Source organism: Streptomyces sp. NPDC016309 (assembly GCF_043077235.1).
Lineage (GTDB): Bacteria > Actinomycetota > Actinomycetes > Streptomycetales > Streptomycetaceae > Streptomyces.
Genome location: NZ_JBIBSG010000015.1, coordinates 1 through 21302, shown reverse-complemented (window position 1 = coordinate 21302; position 21302 = coordinate 1). Strand labels below are relative to the sequence as shown.

The window sequence follows — 21302 nt, the reverse complement described above, 5'->3', positions numbered from 1 at the left end:
CGGCTCCTCACGTAAGCTGTTCGATGACCTCTGCGTACTCCTTCAGCGACGAGCCGGGAGTCCCGTCGTAGAGGTTTTTGTCGAAGGCCCACATGAGGCCTCCCAGCCCACAGGACGTCATCTGGTGTGCGGCGTCGTTCATCACTCCGTCGTAGTAGGGCTGGACCTGCGGCCCGGCGCTCTCCCCGTTCATGGCAAACCCGTAGTAGCGGGCCAGGTTCGCGATCCATCGCACGGATGACCAGTTGTGGATGATGTCGCTGCGCGACGGGTCCAGAAGGAGGTGCTCCTGGTCGGATGGGGAACACCCGTTGTCACGCGGTTCGCCCGATCCGTCCACGAGCGATGTCGAGACGATTTCGATGTTGTGGTTGTCGTGGATAGCCGCGAGACTCCGGAAATAGCCGACTCCCCGCCCTGCCAGATCCGGCAGAGCAGAGCCGTCCAGGTGACTGTCGATGACTTCCTCGTACTCGTACGGGCGGATGCCGGTGCCCGGCAGCAGGATCTTGATCCGCCCCTGGTATCCGAGGGCCTTGTAGTGACCGATCTGCCAGTTCACGGCTTGGGCGAGGGCATGGTGGTACCAGTCGAACCAGGCGGCCACGTCTGCTCGCGTCACGGTTCCACCTCCCGCTGTCCGCTCGCCCGGCCCCCAGCCGGGAAGCGGGTTGGGAGGGATGGCGGGGGGCCTGTCTGCGGTTCCCGGCGCCCCTTGAGCTCGGGTGTCGAATGCCCAAAAGGAGTTTTTGCGGCCTTCCTCCACGGAGGCAGGCGGATAGCTGAACTCTCCTGTCTCGCTCACACCGATCCGGATCGCCCAGAAACTGTCAAGTTCCAGCTCTTGGGCGAACCTGTCGATGTACTCCTGGACCTCAAGCCGTACGGACTGGCTGAAGACCACGTTCGGTGCTCCCGAGAAGCGGTCCCCGTACTGGTCGACGAAAGCGGCTTCTGGGCGTTCCTGGAGCCACATGGGCGGAGAGTGGATCGTGATGCCGGCCTCCACCTCCATGCCGGCCTTCTTGAACGCACCTAGCGTGCTTTTGAGAGTGCTGACGTAAGCGGTGTCGAAGAGGTCGTCCTGTGGCTCGAATCGGTCCCAGCGCACTTCCAGATGCGCCACCTGCACCCCGCTGCCGGCTTCCGTGTGCGCGCTGGCCGGGTCCGTCAGCAGCGTTCCGAAATGGTAGTCCGCGTCCCTGGCCGGCCGCAGAATCAGGGCCACCGAAGCAAGGACGGCGAGAACGGCGACCACGACCCCGCCACACTGCACATAGCGCTGGGCGCGGAGGGAGAGGACGCTCATGGCCGCTGCGGCAAACGTTCGGCAGCGGCGGATGGATCCGTCAGGGGCAGGCGGTAGACGGCGAGTGTGCCGTAGGTCCGGCCGTTGAAGGAGAAGACGAGCTGGCCCTGAGCGACAAGTCGCTGAGTACGGCCCACCGTGAGGAAGGCATAGCCCTCCCGGACCTCCTTCCAGGGGACAATGACGTACTGGACTCGCGCCGCGGCGCGGGCCTGGGGGGTGACCCACCTGCCTATGCGGTACCGGTCCTCCAGGACACTGGTCCGGCCGTCTCGTTTCGGTGACAGGGAGGGCGTGCCGTCCACGACAGTGATGGCGCTACCCGCCGGGATGTGCTTGGTGACATAAGCTCTCAGCCGTGCGTAGCCGTCATCCGGCTCCGTTCTGCCCACGAAGTACGACGTACTGGACAGACCAAGCACCACCGCCAGACCAACGACGGCGATGCTGTGGCATATCCGCGCAGAGTTTCCCTTGCGCGTCCGCAGCACAAGGCGCACAGCCACCGCCACCGCAGCCACGCTCGGCACTGAAAGCAGATACAGATAGTGCTCTTCCAGCGTCCCGAAGAACACGGCGTAAAGCAGAGCGCAGACCCCTGACAGTTGCCACAGCCCCACCATGCGTTCGGCCGGATTGCCGCGGAACAGCAGCACCACCAGCGCCACCGTGCCGGCGACCAGCAGCAGGTACGCGCCGGCGAAGGTGGGCGCCTCCTCGATGAGGCGGGACACCACGGACGGCGACTCCGCCGAGTTGAATCCGGTTGCCTGGACCGCTCCCAGCAGTCGCTGGATGCCTTGCCCCTTCACTTCCAGGAACCAGCCCAGCTGCCCGCTGAGAGCCACGACGCTCACATAGACGGCGTAGGGTACGGCACTCAGCCCTACCGCGCACAGCAGCAGCCGGCGCGGCGGCTGTCTGCCGATCGCCGTCGCGAAGAGCACGGGCACGATCGTGACGAACACCGCCCAGTCCTTGGTCAGGATGGCAAGGCCGAACAAGAGCCCCGCACTCGCCGCTCGCAGTCCCGCACGTCTTGGCGGGGGATGTGCGAACAGGGGGAGCAGCACGGCGAAACCGGCCACCACCGGCAGCATCATGGAGGTTTCCAGCAGCACGCGGCCGTTTTGCCGGATACAGAAGGCGTCGAGGGCGAACAGGGCTCCGGCCGCTGCTGCTGCCGGCCAAGAGCGGGACACCCGAGCCACCAAAACGGCCAGGGCAGCCGCCGTGGCTCCGGCGAGGAGCGCGTTGAGGATCCTCATGTCGTACACCGACGCGACCGGGTCGCCTTGATGGCCCGAGAGGAACTCCCAGCCGGCCAGAAGGTAGAAGAACCCCGGTGGATGCAGGAAGAACGGGTGCCCCGACTCGTTCGGGTAGCCGAGCACAGCGGTGCTGTGGCCGAGGTCCCGGTAAAGCACCTCGTCGGTGAAGACGTCAGCGGAACTGCCGATGTGGACCAGCCGGAGCCCGGCAGCGAGGGCGAACACGACGATGGCGACGGCCCAGACAACCGGAGCTCGGAGGGAGGAGCGCCGGGAGGCGGAGGCAGGGGCGGACGGCGCCTTGGTGCGTGTCGCGGTGCTGCTCATCACCGGCCTCCTGGGTACAAATAGGTGTCCGGCACAAGCGGGACCTGCCCCGAGGGAAACAGAGCATCGTACTGCGTCCGGTACCCCCGGATCATGGCGGCCTTGGCCTCCGAACCGGGCCACCACCAGGTCGTCATCAGTGCATGGCGGCGAGCGAAGTCGGCGCCCACTGGGTGGTGCTGGTTGTAGGGAAAGTCGCTGTAGTAGACGACAGGGCGGCGGCTCAGCTCAGCGGCAGTGCGGACCAGTAGATGGTCGGCGTGCCCGCCGACTGCGAGCGGGGCCAGGACAAGCCCCGGCTGGGAGCTTGGAGCTTGTTCCTCCAGGAACTGAACGACGTGCCGCAGTACGTCTCGGTCATACGGAGAGACGCGCCCTGCCGTGAGGTGGATTCGGTAGACCGGGTAGACATGGGCCAGCTCGGGCAGCATGCTGCTGACACGCCGGGGCCCCGCCGGCGCCCAGCCCGGCTTCCTCCGGAACAGCCCCTCGGTGAGACCGGCATGCTGCCATGCGATGCCCGCACGCTGGAGCACTTCACAGTCCTCGGCACGTCTGGCTGCATACAGCTCTTCCGCATCATGCGCGCCGAGCAGATGCAAGTGACGCCGCGCCGAGTGCGTATAGGGCGGCGGTGCCCCCTCGGTGAACACCGTCGCAACGGTGACCGGGACGCGATGCCGGGCATGCTGCAGCAGGGCACCACACGACAGGACACCGTCGTCAAGATGGGGTGACAGCACGAAGAGCGGGGTGCCATCAGCCATGGCGGTAGTCAGCGGGTCAGCAGTCACGGCAGTCTCCCGTCGGCGGCACCGGCAGTTGCTGCACCAGCTTCAGGTAGCGATCGGTCATCTCATCCCAGCTGTAATGCTGCGCTGTCACGTAGGCACGCCGGCCGAGCGCGCGACGGGCTGGTTCGTCCGAGGCGAGCCGGTCGATCTGGTCGGCGAAGCACTTGACGTCGAAATGCGGCACGGCGACGTCTCCCCTGCCCGACATCCACTGGAGGGAAGGCAGGTCGAAGTGCACCACCGGTTTGCCATACGACATTGCCTCGAGCGCGACCAGCCCGAAGGTCTCCTGGCGTGAGGGCATGACCATGAAGGCACACCGCGTCAACAGGCGGTGCTTGCCTGCCGCATCGGCGTAGCCGACCCAGCGGACATCGCGCGTGGTCGTGGCCAGCAGTTCCACCAGCTTGCGCTCCTCGGCTGGTGTCCCTTGTCCGGCGATGATCAGCGGCATGTCGGTGGTGGCCTGCCGGTAGGCGGAAACCAGCAGGGCGATGCCTTTCATCTCCGTGTCGATACGACCCAGGCACACAATGCAGGTACCGCAGCCGAAGTCCGATTCAGCGATGTCTCGCCGGTCGACGCCGTTCTCGATCAAGTGCACCGTGGCTCTCGGGCTCTGCCTCCGCAGATCGGCGGCGTCGGCCTCGTTGAGGACGACCAGGTGCCGGTAAAGGTGGAGCCCTGCACGCTCCACGAGGAACGCCGGGACGCGATACTTGCGCCACATGAGGTCCCCGCTGCGGCAGTGGGACAGACCAACGACGGGCGCTTTGGTGAATAGTGGCAGGAAGCTCGTGCCGAACGGTGGGGAGAAACTCTCCAGCCAGACGTCGTGGGGAATCCGGCGGGCCATAAGGGGAAGCGCCGCCTGGAACAGCACCTGCCCAGCCCGCGGCCCAGCCCGCCCCACCCCGAGGTACCGACGGCGAACTCCGTCGATTACCTGGGTGCCGCCGTGCTGGGCTGCCGAAAGAATCAGCACGTCGAACTCCTCCGACAGCCTGCGCGCCACCTTGTCGATGACGACGGCGCCACCGCCGTGGTAATTCTTGTTGTCCGTATAGTCGAACGTCGATATCACCACGCGCCTGCGCGGAGCCGTACCAGGGCTTTCCGGGGGAGCTACCGCGCGTTCGCGGACGAACCGCACCACCGCGAGTCCTCCGCACATCACAGCGGCGACAAGCCACCAGACCGGCAGGGAGCGGAGCGCGAACAGGGCGCCGACGACGACGACCGGCTCCACCAGCGGCAGATGGGAGACCAGAGAGAAGCCGTGGGCCCGCGCCAGCCGGTGTCCAAGGAGCACCATCGCTGCTACGGACCCGAAGGCACCGCCCACGGCCAGCCCGCGCACCCCGCCGAGCTGCCAGCCGGTCAGCAACGCCGCCATGAAGATCACCAGCCCGGCAGCCTGGATGCGCAGGCACGTACGGTCGTTGACAGCCTGGAAGAAAGTCGAGATGAGGTTGATTCCCCCCAACGCGAACCCGGACACCGCAGCGAAAAGCAGGAGTGAGCTCATCATCGTGTAGTCGGAAGGAAACACGCGGGCGATAACGGCTTCAGGAGCCGTGGCACACACCGCGGTCACCGGCAGGGCGATGCTCAGGTACATCCGCACGGCGTTTCCGGCCAACGGACTGCCCGCACGGCGTCGGGACAGAGCCGGGAAGAACGCCACGGAGACGGCGCCGGCCACGAACAGCGGTGCGCGGCCCATCATCATGCTCGCCTGAAAGCTCGCCGCGGCAGCGCCGGCTGCCGGCAGGAGGGCCACGAGCACTACGTCCACGGTGGCCATGAGCGCCACCATTCCCTGCACCGAGCTCAGCTCGAGGGCGCGACGCCACAGGTCACGGTGGGCAGTGATGTCCAGCCACCGCCGGTCAGCTCCACGGGCCCCGCGGAACGGCCACCACACGACAAACGGCAAGACCGCGATTCCAAAGGCTGCCAAAGCGCCAGTTTCGCCCCAACCGAGAGCGGACACCAGCAGCAGCCCGACGGTGAGCTTCAGCACCGCCTCCGCGGTGACGACACCGGCCAGGGTCAGCATCCGCTCAGTGCCCTGGAGCCACCCGTTGGTGACGCGGGTGACGTAGATGAGCAGGGTTACACCTGCCAGCACCAGGGTCGTCACCCCTCCGGCGAACTGTGCCGCCACAGCCGCCACGATGCCCCCGCACAGCACACCACCGGCAACAGCGATCACTATGGCGAACCGGATGGCATTGGCGCGTTCCGCCTGCGAGGCCGCACGGGCCAGGGCCTGGGCCAGGACCCATGGGACAGCAACGACGGCGATGGTGGCCGCGCACTGCACCATGCCTTGGCCGGCTGCGAATACGGCATAGGAGTCGGCGTCCAGCAGACGCGTCAGCAGAAGTGCGTAACCGTAATTCAGGGCGCCCACCACGATGGCGGCGGCAGTGATCCAGCGCGCCCCGCGCACGGCCGTGACATGATCCGGCCGAGAAGGCAGCAGACGCGGATCCGCCGCTGTGTGCTCAATCGTCACTGTTCTTGCCCTCCGACGAGAACGTCTGTCCCCACCCCAGGCCGACCGGATGCCACCCTCGTGAACAGGGCGATGCCCGCCCCACACCCCCGAGCTGCGCCCCACTCATGCCGCAGGCTCCGTGTGACCCAGCAGGATGTCGCGTCGTGTCGCCAGGCTCACCGAAGGCTGGGAGACACCGAGGCGCCGCAGGACCCTATAGGCACGGAGCTCGTCGCAATCGTGCAGGAGCAGTCCGAACGAGTCGCCACGGCGCGTGTAGTCGTCGGTCCGCCGCAGGTCATGAGCGAGAACGTGCTCCATGGCGTCCGCATCGGTGCTGTGGAATCGACCTCTGGCCGAGAGGTTTCCCGGCTGCCGTCGTGAGTGCACTCGGCGGTGCACCCGCCGTATCTCCTCGGCGACCACCGCGGCCAGGCGGTCGGCGCTGTCGTCCCACGAGAATTGCTCGGCCCACTGGCGGCATTCGACAGCGAAACGCTCCCTCACATCAGGCCGACGCAAGGTGTCCAGGGCCCTGTTGATCCCATCCGCAAGGGCCGAATCGGGCGGGAGCAGCCAGCCGTTGCGCAGGTGATCCACGGAGTCGCGCAGCCCTGGTACGTCGTAGACAAGTGCCGGGGTGCCCACGGTGTTCGCCTCGATCACCGTCAGACCCCACCCCTCCGCCACGGAAGGAACTACCGTCATCCAGGCACGGGCGAGCAGTTGTTGTTTGACCTGTTCGGTTACGCGGCCGTGGAAGGTGACGGCACGCGTGATCCGCAGGCGGTCCACAAGTGCACGCAACACTTTCAATTCCTCACCGTCTCCGCAAATGTCGACGCGAAGGTCTGGAACCTGCTGCAGCACGGCGGGCACAGCGCTGATGAGCAGGTCGACACGCTTGTGCGGCACAAGTCGGCTGATCACGGTGATGTGAGGTCTTGCGCTGCGGGCCGGAGGGGCAACCGCCGGTGCTGGGGGACTTCCGTTGGGAACGATGTGAACGGGGTTGTGCATGCCCAGCTCGCGACGCGTGCCCTCCCTGGTGGAAGGCGATACGACCACCACGGGGCGGCCGCGGTACACGACACGGCTGACCTGCTTCTCCAACAAGCGTCCCAAGGAATTGACGGGCCACCGGAAACGCAGGTCGAATTGCTGCTGGTGAATGTGGTGGATGACACAGATATCTGCAGTCCACCGGGGAACGAAGAGTGGGGAGAAGAACGGGATTCCGTTCTGGAAGTCGATGACCGCGTCGTACGTGTGCGGATTGCGCAGCAAATGACGCGCCGCTGCGGAGTACACGCTGAACGTACTGCCGTGGCGAACAACCCGCACACCTTCCTGGACCTCGGTCTCGGCCCCGCCGGGATACCGAGCGGTAAACAGCGTGACGTTCGCATCGGCCGCAGCGAATCGCTTCGCGATCTCAAAGCAGTACGCCTCGGCTCCTCCCGCCTGTGGGTGTGAAGGGTCGCGCCAGTTGAGGAACAGAAGATCCGTGCGGGCTAGCTGGTCAAGGGCGTGAGCAGCCATGGCGGTCACCCCGAGTACGACAGGCGTAGGAGGTCGGCCATTGACCGCAGGCCGTCGCGGCGGGCCGAGAAGGTGGACCCGGGCATATCCGACCACGCCACCGGCAGCTCCACCACCGGCAGATGCCGCTGCGCGAGGCGGCACAAGAGCTCGACGTCGAACGCAAAGCCGTCGACATGGCATGTCTGAGCGATCTCGCGGATAAGTGGCCCGTTGAAGAACTTGAAACCGCACTGAGTGTCGGCGATGCTGCGCACCTCCGGCGGAGCGAGATGGTGGAACAGCCACGTGCCGAATCGACGCCCAAGAGATTGTTCTATCTCATATATGGCTCCGGTCGCACGACGGGAGGCGATGACGGCTGCTGCCCGCCCGTCGACCAGGAGGGGCATGATTCTGTCGAGGGTTTCCACGGGTGTCGCGTTGTCGGCGTCGACGAATCCCAGGAAATGAGCGCTGGATGTCATGATGCCACGCCGCACGGCCGCGCCCTTACCGTGGTCACTGCAACCGATCACGTGCACGGGGACGTGGGTGCCGCCGAAGCGTGAAGTCACATCGAGCGTGCCGTCGGCACTGTCATTGTCGACGACGACTACTGCGGAGGACCAGTTCTTGTCTCCGAGGTAGCTTACTGTGGCAGCAATTGTGTCGGAAATTCGCCGTTCTTCATTGTATGCCGGGATAATGACTTCAAGGTCTACGGGCGGGCGCCGCAAAATGGCGGGCATGCTTTCTGGCTCGAAAACCTGAGGCATGGCCGCTTCGGGAGCTAGGGTATCGTGGAAAGGAATGAATCGTGCGGGCATCATGGAGACCCGCCTCCTTCACATGGGGAGCGGAGATTTTTGTACGGGTCTGATGCCGCAGAAATTTTTGACCAGGTCTTGACTGCTTGTCTCCCGCCACGTACCTCAGCGGGGCGCGCGCGAGCTGATCCGTTGGAATCCGCCGGCTCGGAGCGACCGCTTTGACGGCCGGCACTGTGTCGCACTCGCCGGCCGGCGCTGTTTCGCACTCGCGGTGTACGCGCGCACCGGCGGTGGGGCCCCTGGTGCCTGCCGAAGGCAGCCAACCTCACATAGGCCGAGCGGCGAACCTGGTCGGACGCGCGGCGTGCAGGGCGCGGACGGCGGGATCGTGCGGGAGCCGTCGAACGCGGCCCCGCAGCAGCAGGCCAGTCGGTCGCCCGCCGCACTGGGTGCGGAGCGGAAACCGAGGAGGTGGTAGTCATGGAGAGGAACACGAGGCCTCTTCCCGCGTGATGCTTGGTTTAGCCTGCTTTCCACACCTAGCATGGAATGCAAATTCCGTCAACACGGCTCAGGAGTGCGGTACTCGGTGGCCGGTCAGCAGACGGGGAAACGTGTTGCGTGGACGCTCCCGCCAGAGCAGGGCAAGGACACGGATTCCGTCCTGGAATGTGTGCCGCTGTACGTGTACCTCTCCAGGCATCTCATGGCTCGGTACTTCGACGACACGCAAGCCATAATGCAGCGCGTGCACCACTGTCTGCGGCCAAATGCCCACCGGGTCACCGTGCAGGGGGAGAGCTTCCAAAAACGGCCTGCGGAATGCGCACATTCCTGACCACAAGTCTGTCAACTGCTGACCATAGAGAATGTGGGTCAGCCGCAGCAGCAATCGGTGCGCGTAACGGTGTGTAAACGGGTGACTCAGGCTCTCTCCGCCGGCTATGAACCGGGAACCCTTGACCAGGTCGAAGCCGGATCCAAGGTAGTGCAGGTAATGGGGGATGTCATGAGGCGACATGGTGCCGTCTCCGTCCATCAGTATTATCTGCTCACCCCTGAGGGATCCGGCATCCCCTGGCCAGGTTGACGGGCCGTCAGGTGCTGTATTCACCACAACGACTTCATCGACAAAATCTGGCAAGCCATCCGACAGCCATGCAGGGCCTTCCATCCCTGGCCTGACCACGACCACGAGGCTCACGTCGATGCGTGGCTGAGCAGCATGGCCCACGGCGTTGGGCTTCCAGTCGGTGGACCGGCGAAGCGGATGAGTGATCATGAGATCATCCCCGACAGTGCAGAATCTTCCTTCGCTATCCAGCCTACAGCACCACCCCTGACGCAGTACGGCGCGAGTAATTCAGGCGCTGCGCCGAACAGCCCTTGTGCCACGACCCGCAATCGCCTCACTCTGGACATGCACATTCTGCTGCGCACCGAAGGCCCGTGATGTCAATCCCTGTTGTGTGATGTGCTTTTCGGGTCTTTGTTCCCTCCAGGTGCGTGCTTAATGGCCGGGTTCTTGGTGCAGTTGTCAAGGTGGCTGCTGATGCGTTCCTTGTGGTCCAGTGTTCCTTTGCGGGAGATCATGGAACGCCGTCATGCGGCACTGGTAGGCGTCGTCACCCAGGCCATGCTTTGAGGAGTGCTGGCCGGCCTGACGATTCGCAACCCGGGCAACCCCCTTGACTCCCATCGAGGTTCCTAGCTGGTCGATAACATGCTGGTCTCGATGAGGGCAAGGGCCGGCACGGTCAGCAAAGCTGAGGAGATTCCCCCTACGGCTCCCGCCGTCATAACCGTCCGGAACGTGGTGCCGGCCTGGTTCGCATCATCGCTCGCACGTAAACTGCCGAGTACCCCGCAGCAGTCGCAGAAACAAGATGAAGAGGACTTCACCGAGGACAGCTGGTCCAGCGGTTCCGCCTGTCCGTTACGCTGGTAGGGGGGCCGTGCACCGCCGATGTTGTGGCGTGGTGAAGATGGCACTTCCCGCTGACCCAGCCCAAGCCTTCGTGGGACGGAAGGCCGACTGCGGCGGTCGCTCAGGCGGCCCGGCCCGACGGGTGGCGTCGACGTGAACGATTGGCGCTGAACGTGAATACGCTTGCGCTCGGACCGAGCTGGCTGGACCCGGGCTACCTCATCGAGACCTTCGGCCTCATCGGCGTCCTGGTCATCGTCTTCGCCGAGTCCGGACTGCTGATCGGCTTCTTCCTGCCCGGTGACTCACTGCTGTTCACCACGGGACTCCTGATCGCCACCGGCGTCCTCGACACCCCGCTGTGGCTGGTGTGCACCCTGGTGGTGCTGGCCGCGGTCATCGGCGACCAGGTGGGCTACCTCTTCGGCCGCAAGGTCGGACCGTCCCTCTTCAAGCGGCCGGATTCCCGTCTCTTCAAGCAGGAGAACGTGGAGAAGGCCCATGAGTTCTTCGAGAAGCACGGCCCCAAATCGCTGATCCTCGCCCGGTTCGTCCCCATCGTGCGGACGTTCACGCCGATCATCGCCGGTGTGAGCCGGATGAACTACCGCTCCTTCATCACCTTCAACCTCATCGGCGGCCTGCTGTGGGGCACGGGTGTGACGCTGCTCGGCGCGTCGCTCGGCAACATCGAGTTCGTCCACAAGAACATCGAGGCGATCCTCGTCCTCATCGTGCTGGTCTCGATCATCCCGATCGTGATCCAGTACCTCCGGGCCCGCTCCCGGAAGAAGAAGGAGCCGGCCGCAGAGGACGGCACCCCTCCGACCCAGCGCGGCCGCCACGCCAAGCGCTGACCGCAACGGAGACCCCACCGGGCTCGGGAGACGATGTCCGGCTGTCGTCCGGCCCGCGGCGCGTTCCGCTTTGCGGGTGCCTGTCCCGTTGGCGGCCGCAGGCCTGGGCCATTGGGGCCGTTGTTGCCGGTCGCGGTGTTGGGCCGGCCGTCGGTGTCGGCGGCGGTTGATCGACGGGATCCGCTGGCGGATGCGGGCCGGAGCCCCGTGGCGTGATCTGCCGACTGAATACGGTCCGTGGCAGACGGTCCTATGGGCTTTTCCGCCGCTGGCAGCGCGATGGTGTCTGATCGGCGATGTTGACCGGGCTGCGGGCCCGGGCGGACGCGGCCGGGCTGATCACCCGGGAGGTCGACGTCGACTCGACGGTCTGCCGGGCTCATCAGCACGCGGCCGGTGCGCGGCGGGACGGCCAAGCCCAGAAGGAACCGCCGGGCGGCAGCCAGGCCGAACCCGACGACCATGGGCTGGGCCGGCCCCGCGGTGGCTGGACCACAGAGATTCGCCTGGTGTTCGAACAAGGGCAAAGGCCGTTATCGCCGCTGATCAAAGCCGGTCAGCGGGGAGACAAGCCCCGCAGTTCACGGCCGTGCTGGAAGCCATCAGGGTTTCCCCGCCTCGGACTGGGCCGGCCCCGCGTTCGCCCGCCGCGGGTGCGGGGCGACTAGGGCCTGTTGGGAAAGGGCTGGTCATAGCCTCGTTGATGGCTGCGACCGGCGCGGTCGCTGCGTAGCGGACGGCGAGTTTGTCGTACCGAGCGGCGACGGCCCGGTGGCGCTTGAGCCGGTTGGTTCCGCACTCGACTGCGTGCCGCTGCTTGTGGTCGTCCTTGTCGAACGAACGTCGGAGGTCTCCGGCACGCGATCCGCGCTTGAGGCGGTTACGGAACCCGTGCTGATCGGGCTGGACATCGACGGCAGGAGCCAGCTGGTGATCCCGAAGGCCGTGCAGCGACGTCCAGGACGAGACCGTGACTGTGCCGGATACCGGGGCGGGCGACTGAACGAGCGGATACGGTTCCCCTATGACGAAAACCGCCCGGACCATGAAACGTACGGGAGCCCTCGTCGCGGCAGCCGCCGTGGCCGCGCTCGCCTTCCCCGCCCCGGCCCACGCCGCTGCCGTCGCCTGCGGCGGCGGGGTCTCGACGCAGAACATCGGTGCCCGGGGCTGTATTTCCGCCGAACGCTGGAAGGACGGGAAGATCTTCTGGCGCGACATCACCGCCCACGCCCTGATCACCAACTCCCGCTCCCACGCCTCATGGGTCGAGTACGAGGCGTACCTCCACGTGCAGGGGGACGGCGACGACTGGATGAAAATGGGCAGCGGCCGGACCATCGTGCAGCGGCGTTCCACGGTCGGCCCGATCGCCATCGCCACCTCCACCCGCATCTGTGGCCCGGTCAAAATCACGATCCGCGTCCACGTGAGGCCGGCGGGGGGCGCCTGGTCGAACTGGTCCAGCGCGGTGACCTCGCAGTGCCAGACCTGACGCTGCCAGACCTCGCACACCGCAGCGCCCCTGCCTCCGCGACCAGGAGGACGGGCTCCGGGTTCCCCGGCTGGGGTCTGGCAGGCCGCGCAAGCGCCCGGACCGGGTGCGGGCCGACAAGGCGTACGACTCCCGCGGTAATCGCTCCTACCTCTGCGTAGACGCGGGATCCAGGCCACCAACCCGGTTCCGGCGGACCGGGACCGTAACTGCCCAAGCGCGGATCGCGTGACGGGAGACCGCCGACGTTCGACAAGGACGACTACAAGCAGCGGTACGCAATCGAGTGCGGGATCAACCGGCTCAAACGCCACCGGGCTGTCGCCACTCGGTACGACAATCTCGCCGTCCGCTACGCAGCGACCGCGCTGGTCGCAGCCATCAACGAGTGGCTATGACCAGTACTTTCACAAACAGACCCTAGTGCTCGTGGCGGCCCTGCCGGACGAGCAGGGCGCTACGGATAGCCGGCCGGGCAACGGCAAGGTCGTTGGGCCGTCCCGAAAGCGGCGCGGACCGGCGAGGCGGTCTGGGCCGGCTGCCAGGCTACGGAGCGATAGGACGCATGGAAGGAGAAACGGCCCGCCCTCCGAGCGTCTCCTTTCGCTTCTCGGTGTTGAGGGGCCACCGCGACCGCATCGGCCTCCGTCGAAAGGGGGCCGGGCGGCACGGAGCCTCCGTCACGCCCGGGGCTGGTCAGAAGCCCAGGAGGATCGTGATGGGCCGCCGGGGGTCGTCGGCGCTGGTGTGGATCTGCTCCTACCGCCACTCCTACGCCCAACGGCACGCCGACGCCGGAGCCTTGCCCGACGTGCTGCGCGAGCTCATGCGGCACCGGTCGTTGCAGACCACCCAGGGCTACCACCGGGTCACGGAGAAACGCACCCGGGCCACGGTCGACACACTTGTCTCGCACCAGTTCGACCGGCACGGCAACAAGATCTGGACCCAGGCCCGCCAGCTTCTGGAGCACGAGCATGCCCGCCTGCGGATCGGCCAGGTGTCCGTCCCCTACGGCATCTGCGTCGAACCGAGAAACGGCAAGGTCGGCGGCCACGGCTGCCCGTTCCGGTTCCGCTGCGTCGGCTGCGACCACTTCCGCACTGACCCGTCGTACTTGCCGGAGCTGCGGACCTACCTGGACACCCTGCTGGAAGACCGCGAACGTCTCGCCGCCGCCTCGGACCTCGACGCCTGGGCAAAGCGACTCCGTCCGACGAGGAGATCAAGCGCTTCCGCACGCTGATCCGCCGCATCGAGACCGACCGCGACGGGCTCACCGAGGACGAACGCGAGCAGATCAAGGACGCCACCCGGGCACTGCGCAAGTCCCGCACCGTCTCCCTGGGCATGCCCGGCATCCGTCCGCCCCGAGCCGGACCTGCGGCCGGAGCGTGACGCGTCAGCGCATCACCGGACCACCTGACCCGAGCGCGGGCCGCTGACTCCGACCGTCGAAGAACCCGAGTGTTCAAAGTCCTCGACCAACTGGCCTACGCTGGAGAGAAGATCAGCTTTCATCGGTAGCCCGTGCCGCCGGCGTTCACCGCAGCCTGATTCACCGCCACGGTGATCCACCCGCAGCCGCCATCGCCCGCGCGGGCCAGCCCCCGCCCAGCACGACTGCCGGAACGCAGGTCAGCCGCACGTCGCTGCTGGCCGATGTCGCGAACCTTACGGCCCGCAATGGGAGACTGGCCGCACACATCACCCGGCTCGAACGGCGCATGTCCGAGGCTCTGGGCCAGACGGCTTGGGAAGCATCCGGCCTCGGCGCCCCGGCCGACATCGAGACGCTCGCACGCCGCGCCACCGAGCTGGAACAGCAGATTTGCGACCTCCGCGGCGAACTTGCGGAACGGGGCGAAGACCTCGAAGCCGCCCGCGCGCGGGAGCTCACAGCCCCGTCCACCCCGGTGACCTTCACCGTCGGGGACGCACTGGACGAGACACCCCTGGCCCGTCATCACATGTGTTGCCACCATCCATCACCTGCCGTTCAGCGACGCCCCAACCCGCTTTCGACAGCACCTGGCGCCCGGCGGAACCCTGGTCGTCGTCGGTCTCCACCGCCCACAGTCTCGGAGCGACTACCTGATCGACGCCGTCGCCATTCCGTCGAATGTCGCCATGGCATGGAGCAAGAACAAGGGCCGCAAGTCACCGCGACCGACCTCGATGACTGCCCCGACCCGGCCGGCGACCATGAATTTCGCAGACATCGTGCGCGAGGCTCGCCATGAACTACTCGGCGTACGGCTGCGCCGGCGACTGCTCTGGCGCTCCACGCTGGTCTGGCACCAGCGCTGAACAGCCAACGCGCCACGGTCCGGCATCGGAACGGGCCAGTATCCACGACACCTGTCGCGCGCACGGCACCGAACGAGTCATGCCGCTGAGCCGGGAAAACGTGGATCAGTCCTTGGACGGTGATCTTGCTGGGCTGGGCGGCTCGTACACTGACGAAAATGGAGGACCACACGGCCACCGGGATCGCTGCACGTCCGGCGCCCGCCTTGCGGCAGTACGTCGACTCGTATGTCGGTTTCGACCTCCGCGGGCTCCCGGCGGGGGTGCACTGCGGCCCGCCGAGCCGAGCGCTCACTGCGGTGATCAGCCTGTCAGATCCTTTGGAGGTGGCGGCGGGCGTTGACGACGGGTCACCGGTCACCCGATTCGGCAGCGTGGCCGGCGGGCTGATGTGCCGGTCCGTCGCAATCCACCACGACGGACGCCAGCAAGGCGTGCAGGTATCGCTGACACCGCTCGGGGCCCGGGCCATCTACGGCATGCCTGCCGCCGAGCTCGCCCAACGACTGGTCCCACTCGACGAGCTTCTCGGAGCGCTTGCCGTCGAGCTGGTCGACCGGCTCCGAGCGGCGACAACATGGACCGCGCGATTCACCGCGCTGGACGAATTACTCCTCCGAGCTGTCGGCCGCCGCGTCGGCGGCGACCGCGTGCCCCGGGAGCGGCCCGAGGTGGCCGAGGCGTGGCGCCGCCTCGTCGCCGCGCGGGGTTGCGTCCAGGTTGGTGCGGTCGCCGCGGAACTCGGCTGGAGCCGTCGATACCTCACCGAGCGGTTTCGCGGTGAGGTGGGCCTGTCGCCGAAGACCTTCGCCCGAGTCTTGCGCTTCGAGCACGCGCATGAACTGGCGGCGGCGCAGGACCCGCTCCCGTGGGCCGATGTGGCAACCGTCTCCGGCTACGCCGACCAGGCCCATCTCGTTCGGGACTGGCGCGAGTTCACCGGCCGATCGCCGACGGCCTGGCGTCGCAGCGAAGTCCTCCTCGGAGCCGGGTAGCCGCCAGCCGTCTGCCCGTCGCGTCGGCTTCTCTTCCCTTTTCTTCAAGACCGCCCGATCGCTCTCGTGGACGATCGTCGGCATGAGACTCGTCAATCACGAACGCAATGCCATGGACCTGCGGACCACCCCCGTACACCTCGGACTGGGATCGAGAGCGAAACCCGTCGAGGGCTTCGCCTGGGACCCGGAGGTGCTCCAGGCCTACAGCGCCGCGGTCGCGGCAGACGGCGCCGAGGGCCGGATGGTGATGATCTTCGACGGCGACGGGCCCGGCGACCATTGGGAGAGCCACCCTGCAGGCGACGAACTGGTCGTTTGCCTCAGCGGGTCCGTGACGGTCACCCGCGACGTGGACGGCGTGCCCGACCGCGTTCTGCTCGGGCCGGGCGAGGCCACCATCAACCCGGCCGGGGTATGGCACGTGGTCGACATGGAGGGGCCGACGTCCATCCTGGCCATCACCGCGAGCCTCGGCACCGACCACCGTCCTCGGACCGACACCCGTCCGACGGAACGCGTCGGCACGCCCGGCCCGGACGAAGCGCCGTGACAATACGCATCGCGTGCCTCGGCGACAGCCTCACCCGCGCGCAGTTCAGCGTCGACTACCTGGATCTTCTCGGACGACGCCACCCTCCCGCTGACGTGCACCTTGCCCGCTTCGGCGCCAACGGCGACTTCGCCTACAACCTCTTGCAGTGCCTCGATAGTGTCGTCACGAACCCACCCGATGTGATCACCGTGTTGATCGGGACCAACGACGCCCGAGCAAGCCTCGCCGGCTACCCCGTCGAGCAGGCCATGAAGCGCAAGCAGCTCCCCGATCGCCCGTCGGCCGGCTGGTTCCAACAGTGCCTGGGAGCCGTCGTCGCACGGCTGCGAGCGGAGACCGACGCGACGATCGGTCTGCTGTCGCTACCGGTACTCGGCCAACAACTCGACGGACCAGCGGCACAGGCATCGCAGGCCTACAGCCGGATGATCGCCGAGGTCGCCGCCACCAACGAGGTGGCCTACCTTCCACTCCACGAACGCCAGATCGAGGAACTGCGCCAAGCGGACCCGCCGCCGATTCCATACCGGGAGGCGACGCCCACAGCGGTCGTCGGCGTTCTCCTCCAGCGCGCAGTGCTGCGCCGCAGCCTCGACACGATCTCACGGCGTCGAGGTCTCGTGCTCACGACCGACCACATCCACCAGAACAGCCGCGGCGCCACCCTTATCGCTGAGGTCATAGACGCCGGTCTGCTGACCCAGAGCGTGTAGCTGGTTCCGGCGCCCGGCCAGTCGGATGCCATCTTCCGCGCGGAGGTGGCTTGAGCAGGTCGAGGAAGTTCGGGTTGTACTGACCGTTGATGGGGGTCGTTGAATCACCGTCGCGGGCCTGGTCGTTGCGGCCGAGGGTGTCGACGATCCGGTCCGCGACGGCAAGGCGTCGCGCCGCGGCGTACCCCTGGGCGGCGGCCAGGTCGCCGTGAGTGTCGCCGTTTTCGTCGGTCAGCGCCGCTGCATCTGCGCGAACCACGGTGGCACATCGTGGGCTCGTCGGGGTCCGGACAGTGTTCGGGAGCGGTGATCGGCTCGGTACGCGGGTGTGCGGTAGCCGGGCGGAATCCGCAGCATGTTGTGCCGCACCGTCTCGCTCGCCGTCCGCGCGACGGCCGCGTACCGGTCCATCGCCTCATCACCGGCCACGTGGACCCACTTGTCCCACCGTCCGCGGCGGCGAACGTTCTCGGGGGCGTCTTCTCCCCTGGCGCGTCGTTCCTGCGTCGCGAGGTGCCTGGTGCCATGCTCCGCTGGTGGAAGGTGCCGTGTCAGGTGCTCGATGTCCCTGGCGCTCGCTCCGTAGTACTGGAGGGGTGACTCTGCGGCGTGCGGAGGAAGAGGGTTCTCAGCGCGTTCCAGCGGCTGATCGCGGACACGCTGCCGCGGAGGTAGCGGGCCGCGTCCTTCAGCGTCCGCTCGTGCGCTTTGCGCAGGGCGCGCACACAGATGTCCACGACGATCTCGATCGGCGCAGGGTTCGCCGGGCCAGCGCCGCGTGGATGAGTCTGGCCGGAGCTTCCGGCTGGCTTTGCTGTGAGGGGCAGCTCCCTGATCGGCTCCATGCGGCACCGGCAAGGGCAGTGACTGCCTCGTCCGCGTAGGGAGCGATGGTCCGCTGGGCATTCGGCCGCTCGCCCTTCATTGCTGGGGCTCTGCGGGTGGCGCCTGGAAGGACGGGGTGCTGCACGTACTGCTCCTGAAAGGCTGGAGGGTCACCGGTCGAGAAGAGTCGGTGGCGACCAGGTAGGAGCGGTTCAGGTGGAGTGGTCCGATGGGGATCCGGTCGGGGGAGAGCACGACGGATAGCCGCTGCGACCACTGACCCTTGGCCTGGCCGAGGGCGACGTCGGCACGAGGGCCGGGAGTCGCCTTGCTGTCCGGTGTGGTCATCACGGCCCATTCATTTCCCGGCCTGAGTCGGATTCGCGGCGTGGACGAGCTGGCGGAGAGCGCCGTGGTAGACCTCGTGGTCCACGACGGCGGGCACGATCGCGGTCAAGTGTCCGGTCAGTACCGGGAACTCATCTGGATCGAGCGCGGCCAGCGCCTGGCGGGTGGCGGCCTGTGCGGCCTTGGGGCCGCGGTGGTCCACGAAACTCGCGCTGCCCAGGGTGAGCAGGTACAGCCGTCGGTAGGTGATGATCGCGTGCTGGGGTGTCATGCCGGCGGCGAGGGAGTCGGCGAGCTGCGGTTCGACGAGCCGTTTGAGGAGCTGGGGGCTGAGCCAGGGGCGGGCGCCGCGCAGGGTGATCAGCCCCGGGTGGGCGGTCAGCAGCTCGTACAGCGCGGTGAACCGCTTCTCCGTGGCGGTGGGCCAGTCGGTGCCGGGCGGGATTTCGGGCAGCTGGGCGGCGAGGTGATCGGTGACGAGGTCGAGCAGTCCGGCCAGGTCGGTGCAGCGGCGCTGGAGTGACGCCAGCGAGATGCCCAGCTCGGAGGCCAGGGTCCGGAAACTCAATGCGTCGGGCCCGTGCCGATCCACGATCAGCAGTGCCTGCTCGGCGATGCGTTCCGGGGTCGCGAGGTCCAGGGAGGTGGATTGCCTAGGCATGCGAGTCAGCGTACGGTACAGCGTATCGTCTTGGTAGGTTCCCTCTCCGCATGGAGGCGACATGCCCCGCGCCACGGCGCTCGATCCGCTGTTCACGGCGTTATCCCACATCCTTCACCGACCGGCATCTGGCCAACCTCGCAGCCGGTACCCTCGCCGCCGTACGCGTCCCCGGCTTCCTCGACATGGCGGCCTGCCGCAGCGCGCTTACGGCGGTGGACCGGCTGCCGATCGCCGACTACGACCCGGCCCGGGTGCCGACCCGAATCGTCCGGTTCGGCCCGGCCCTCGACGACTACCGCGAGGACGGGCGTCTGGACGCCGCCCGGTACTGGCGCGACGCCGAGACCGCCCGCGCTTCTCGGCAGCGAGCCGGGATGCGCCCGGCCCCCATCGCCGTCTGCCTGGCACGGCTCGGCTCCCCTGGGGTGCAGCCATCACCCCGGCCGCCATCGGCGGCCGCGCCGTCTTCGGCGGAACGCTCCGCGAGATCAACGCCGGCGCACTCGTCCACTACGACGACATCAACCGAGAGTTCCCCACCCGCCTGTTCGACCAGAAAATCGTGGCGCAGCTCGCCTTCAACGTCTGGGTGACCGTCCCGGCCACTGGCGGGGCGACCACGGTGTGGCGCCACCGCTGGGAGTCGGCTGACGAGCAGCACCGGCAGGAGTACGGCTACCGGCCCGAGACGGTCGAACACTGCCAGAGGCATAAGCCTCACCCTGCAGCTCGGCGACGCGCTGCTGTTCAACCCGGCCAACACCTTCACGCCGTCGAGCCCAACCCGGCCGGGCGTCGGATCGCCTTCGCCTTCTTCCTGGGCCTGACACCAGCGGCCAGCTCATCGCCTGGTCGTAACCCCTCCCCGCAGGAGCAACCCCGTGCATCAGCTCACCTACGGCGACATCAAGGCCGCCGCCGACCGGATCTCGGGGCGCGTCCGCCCCGTCACCCTCGCCCCCCTGGACCCCGGCGCCATCCGCACCGGCCACCTCGACCCCTTGGGCGACCGCCCCGAACAGCCCTGCGAGGTTTGGCTGGCTCTTGAGTTCATGCAGCACACCGGCTCCTTCAAGGCCCGCGGCGCTCAGAATTTCCTCCAGGCCCACCGCGACGCGGACACCCTGCCGGATGCCGGGATCACCATCGCGTCGGGCGGCAACGCCGGCCTGGCGTGCGCGTGGGCCGCCCAGCAGCAGGGCGTCCGCGCCACCGTGTTCCTGCCCACCACCGCCCCGCAGGTGAAGGCGGCAAAGCTGCGCGACTACGGCGCGGACGTCCGCCTTGTCGGTACGGAGTACGCCGAGGCGCTCGCCGCCTGCGAGGAGTTCGCCGCCAGCACTGGCGCACTCACCTCCCACGCATACGACCACCCGCTGATCGCCGCCGGCGCCGGCACCCTGCTTGAGGAAATACACCACCGGCTTCCCGACCTGGACACCGTAGTGGTCGCGGTCGGAGGCGGCGGACTGTTCGCCGGCATCGCGACCGCGGCCCAGCACCACGCCATCCGTACCGTGGCGGTCGAGCCGACGAACTGCCGCGCGCTCAACGCCGCCATCGAAGTCGGCCGCCCGGTCGACGTCCCGGTCGACTCCATCGCCGCCGACTCCCTGGGCGCGCGCCGCACCTCCGCCATGGCCCTGCACGCTGCCCAGCAAGACCGCGTCCACTCCGTGCTGGTCCCCGACAACGAGATCGTTCACGCCCGCCAGGCCCTGTGGGACCACAGGCGCGTCGCGGTGGAGCACGGCGCGGCAACCGCCCTCGCGGCCCTGCTCGCCCCCGACCAGCTCGTACCCGACCGCGACCTGACGAGCCGGCCCAGGAACCTGAGCCGTAGCTACCGACCCACCAGCGGCGAGAAAGTATGCGTAGTCCTCTGCGGCGCGAACACCAACGCCGGGACCCTCATGCAGCCCTGACTAGGGTCGCATGCCGGAGGTAGTGCGGGAGCCTCCCGGCAGCTTGCCGCGCTGTCAGAATCGGTCTCGGTCCCATGCCGGCGGGGGCGGTCCTAGGGGGCGTCTTCAAAGGTGATCAGGTGATGAGGGATCATGCTTGTCGTGGTGCGTCGTCATGAGCTTTCGGATGCTGAGTGGGCTGTGCTG

16 protein-coding genes and 2 pseudogenes are annotated in these 21302 nt (G+C 67.3%); 10 read left to right on the top strand and 8 right to left on the bottom strand.

Annotated elements, in window-relative coordinates; translation table 11 throughout:
• Positions 1-7: 7 nt before the first annotated feature.
• From ACF068_RS28885 to ACF068_RS28855, 7 genes are all read right to left on the bottom strand, one after another.
• Positions 8-1309, bottom strand: coding sequence for a hypothetical protein (locus ACF068_RS28885; protein ID WP_392277237.1), 1302 nt, complete (start codon positions 1307-1309; stop codon positions 8-10).
• Positions 1306-2907: a phospholipid carrier-dependent glycosyltransferase gene (locus ACF068_RS28880; protein WP_392277236.1), complete on the bottom strand. Its 1602-nt coding sequence runs from the start codon at positions 2905-2907 to the stop codon at positions 1306-1308. The genes ACF068_RS28885 and ACF068_RS28880 overlap by 4 nt, the downstream gene beginning before the upstream one ends.
• A complete protein-coding gene (locus tag ACF068_RS28875) occupies positions 2907-3701 on the bottom strand; it encodes a PIG-L deacetylase family protein (protein WP_392277235.1) in 795 nt (264 codons plus the stop codon). Before ACF068_RS28875 ends, ACF068_RS28880 begins: the two co-directional genes overlap by 1 nt.
• Positions 3691-6225 carry a glycosyltransferase gene (locus ACF068_RS28870; RefSeq protein ID WP_392277234.1) on the bottom strand — a complete coding sequence of 845 codons (2535 nt, stop codon included), beginning with the start codon at positions 6223-6225 and terminating at the stop codon, positions 3691-3693. Before ACF068_RS28870 ends, ACF068_RS28875 begins: the two co-directional genes overlap by 11 nt.
• 105 nt (positions 6226-6330) lie before the next feature.
• On the bottom strand, positions 6331-7749 hold the full coding sequence (locus ACF068_RS28865; protein WP_392277233.1) for a glycosyltransferase family 4 protein: 1419 nt from the start codon (positions 7747-7749) through the stop codon (positions 6331-6333).
• 5 nt (positions 7750-7754) lie between these two features.
• Positions 7755-8561 carry a glycosyltransferase gene (locus tag ACF068_RS28860; RefSeq protein ID WP_392277232.1) on the bottom strand — a complete coding sequence of 269 codons (807 nt, stop codon included), beginning with the start codon at positions 8559-8561 and terminating at the stop codon, positions 7755-7757.
• A 511-nt stretch (positions 8562-9072) separates the two neighbouring features.
• On the bottom strand, positions 9073-9783 hold the full coding sequence (locus tag ACF068_RS28855) for a glycosyltransferase (RefSeq protein WP_392277231.1): 711 nt from the start codon (positions 9781-9783) through the stop codon (positions 9073-9075).
• Between the two features lie 818 nt (positions 9784-10601).
• Between ACF068_RS28855 and ACF068_RS28850 the strand changes: the two genes are divergently transcribed.
• The 9 genes and pseudogenes from ACF068_RS28850 to ACF068_RS28810 all read left to right on the top strand — a co-directional run bounded on the left by ACF068_RS28850 (position 10602) and on the right by ACF068_RS28810 (position 17354).
• Positions 10602-11285, top strand: a complete 684-nt coding sequence (locus ACF068_RS28850; RefSeq protein WP_392277230.1) for a DedA family protein — start codon at positions 10602-10604, stop codon at positions 11283-11285.
• A gap of 190 nt (positions 11286-11475) precedes the next feature.
• A complete protein-coding gene (locus ACF068_RS28845; RefSeq protein ID WP_392277314.1) occupies positions 11476-12018 on the top strand; it encodes a transposase in 543 nt (180 codons plus the stop codon).
• Between the two features lie 291 nt (positions 12019-12309).
• Positions 12310-12780, top strand: coding sequence for a hypothetical protein (locus tag ACF068_RS28840; protein ID WP_392277229.1), 471 nt, complete (start codon positions 12310-12312; stop codon positions 12778-12780).
• Between the two features lie 40 nt (positions 12781-12820).
• Positions 12821-13178 (top strand): annotated as a pseudogene (locus ACF068_RS28835) (transposase); the annotation flags it as partial.
• Positions 13179-13498: 320 nt separating this feature from the next.
• Positions 13499-14026, top strand: a complete 528-nt coding sequence (locus tag ACF068_RS28830; protein ID WP_392277228.1) for a hypothetical protein — start codon at positions 13499-13501, stop codon at positions 14024-14026.
• A 481-nt stretch (positions 14027-14507) separates the two neighbouring features.
• A pseudogene (locus tag ACF068_RS28825) lies at positions 14508-15090 on the top strand (SAM-dependent methyltransferase).
• Between the two features lie 158 nt (positions 15091-15248).
• Positions 15249-16085, top strand: a complete 837-nt coding sequence (locus ACF068_RS28820; RefSeq protein ID WP_392277227.1) for a helix-turn-helix domain-containing protein — start codon at positions 15249-15251, stop codon at positions 16083-16085.
• Positions 16086-16167: 82 nt separating this feature from the next.
• Complete coding sequence (locus tag ACF068_RS28815; RefSeq protein WP_392277226.1) at positions 16168-16638, top strand: cupin domain-containing protein; 471 nt, start codon at positions 16168-16170, stop codon at positions 16636-16638.
• Positions 16635-17354 carry an SGNH/GDSL hydrolase family protein gene (locus tag ACF068_RS28810; protein WP_392277225.1) on the top strand — a complete coding sequence of 240 codons (720 nt, stop codon included), beginning with the start codon at positions 16635-16637 and terminating at the stop codon, positions 17352-17354. Before ACF068_RS28815 ends, ACF068_RS28810 begins: the two co-directional genes overlap by 4 nt.
• Positions 17355-18537: 1183 nt before the next feature.
• Here ACF068_RS28810 and ACF068_RS28805 read toward each other — a convergent pair.
• Complete coding sequence (locus ACF068_RS28805; RefSeq protein WP_392277224.1) at positions 18538-19188, bottom strand: TetR/AcrR family transcriptional regulator; 651 nt, start codon at positions 19186-19188, stop codon at positions 18538-18540.
• A gap of 884 nt (positions 19189-20072) precedes the next feature.
• On the opposite strand from ACF068_RS28805, the gene ACF068_RS28800 reads away from it, so the two are divergent.
• Positions 20073-21116, top strand: a complete 1044-nt coding sequence (locus ACF068_RS28800; protein ID WP_392277223.1) for a threonine/serine dehydratase — start codon at positions 20073-20075, stop codon at positions 21114-21116.
• Positions 21117-21302 lie beyond the last annotated feature (186 nt).

Coding starts and splice junctions, on each gene's coding strand:
- ACF068_RS28880 (WP_392277236.1), bottom strand. CDS start 2,907: ATGAGCAGCACCGCGACACGCACCAAGGCGCCGTCCGCCCCTGCCTCC.
- ACF068_RS28885 (WP_392277237.1), bottom strand. CDS start 1,309: ATGAGCGTCCTCTCCCTCCGCGCCCAGCGCTATGTGCAGTGTGGCGGG.
- ACF068_RS28865 (WP_392277233.1), bottom strand. CDS start 7,749: ATGGCTGCTCACGCCCTTGACCAGCTAGCCCGCACGGATCTTCTGTTC.
- ACF068_RS28820 (WP_392277227.1), top strand. CDS start 15,249: ATGGAGGACCACACGGCCACCGGGATCGCTGCACGTCCGGCGCCCGCC.
- ACF068_RS28830 (WP_392277228.1), top strand. CDS start 13,499: ATGGGCCGCCGGGGGTCGTCGGCGCTGGTGTGGATCTGCTCCTACCGC.
- ACF068_RS28860 (WP_392277232.1), bottom strand. CDS start 8,561: ATGATGCCCGCACGATTCATTCCTTTCCACGATACCCTAGCTCCCGAA.
- ACF068_RS28845 (WP_392277314.1), top strand. CDS start 11,476: ATGCGGGCCGGAGCCCCGTGGCGTGATCTGCCGACTGAATACGGTCCG.
- ACF068_RS28855 (WP_392277231.1), bottom strand. CDS start 9,783: ATGATCACTCATCCGCTTCGCCGGTCCACCGACTGGAAGCCCAACGCC.
- ACF068_RS28805 (WP_392277224.1), bottom strand. CDS start 19,188: ATGCCTAGGCAATCCACCTCCCTGGACCTCGCGACCCCGGAACGCATC.
- ACF068_RS28815 (WP_392277226.1), top strand. CDS start 16,168: ATGAGACTCGTCAATCACGAACGCAATGCCATGGACCTGCGGACCACC.
- ACF068_RS28840 (WP_392277229.1), top strand. CDS start 12,310: ATGACGAAAACCGCCCGGACCATGAAACGTACGGGAGCCCTCGTCGCG.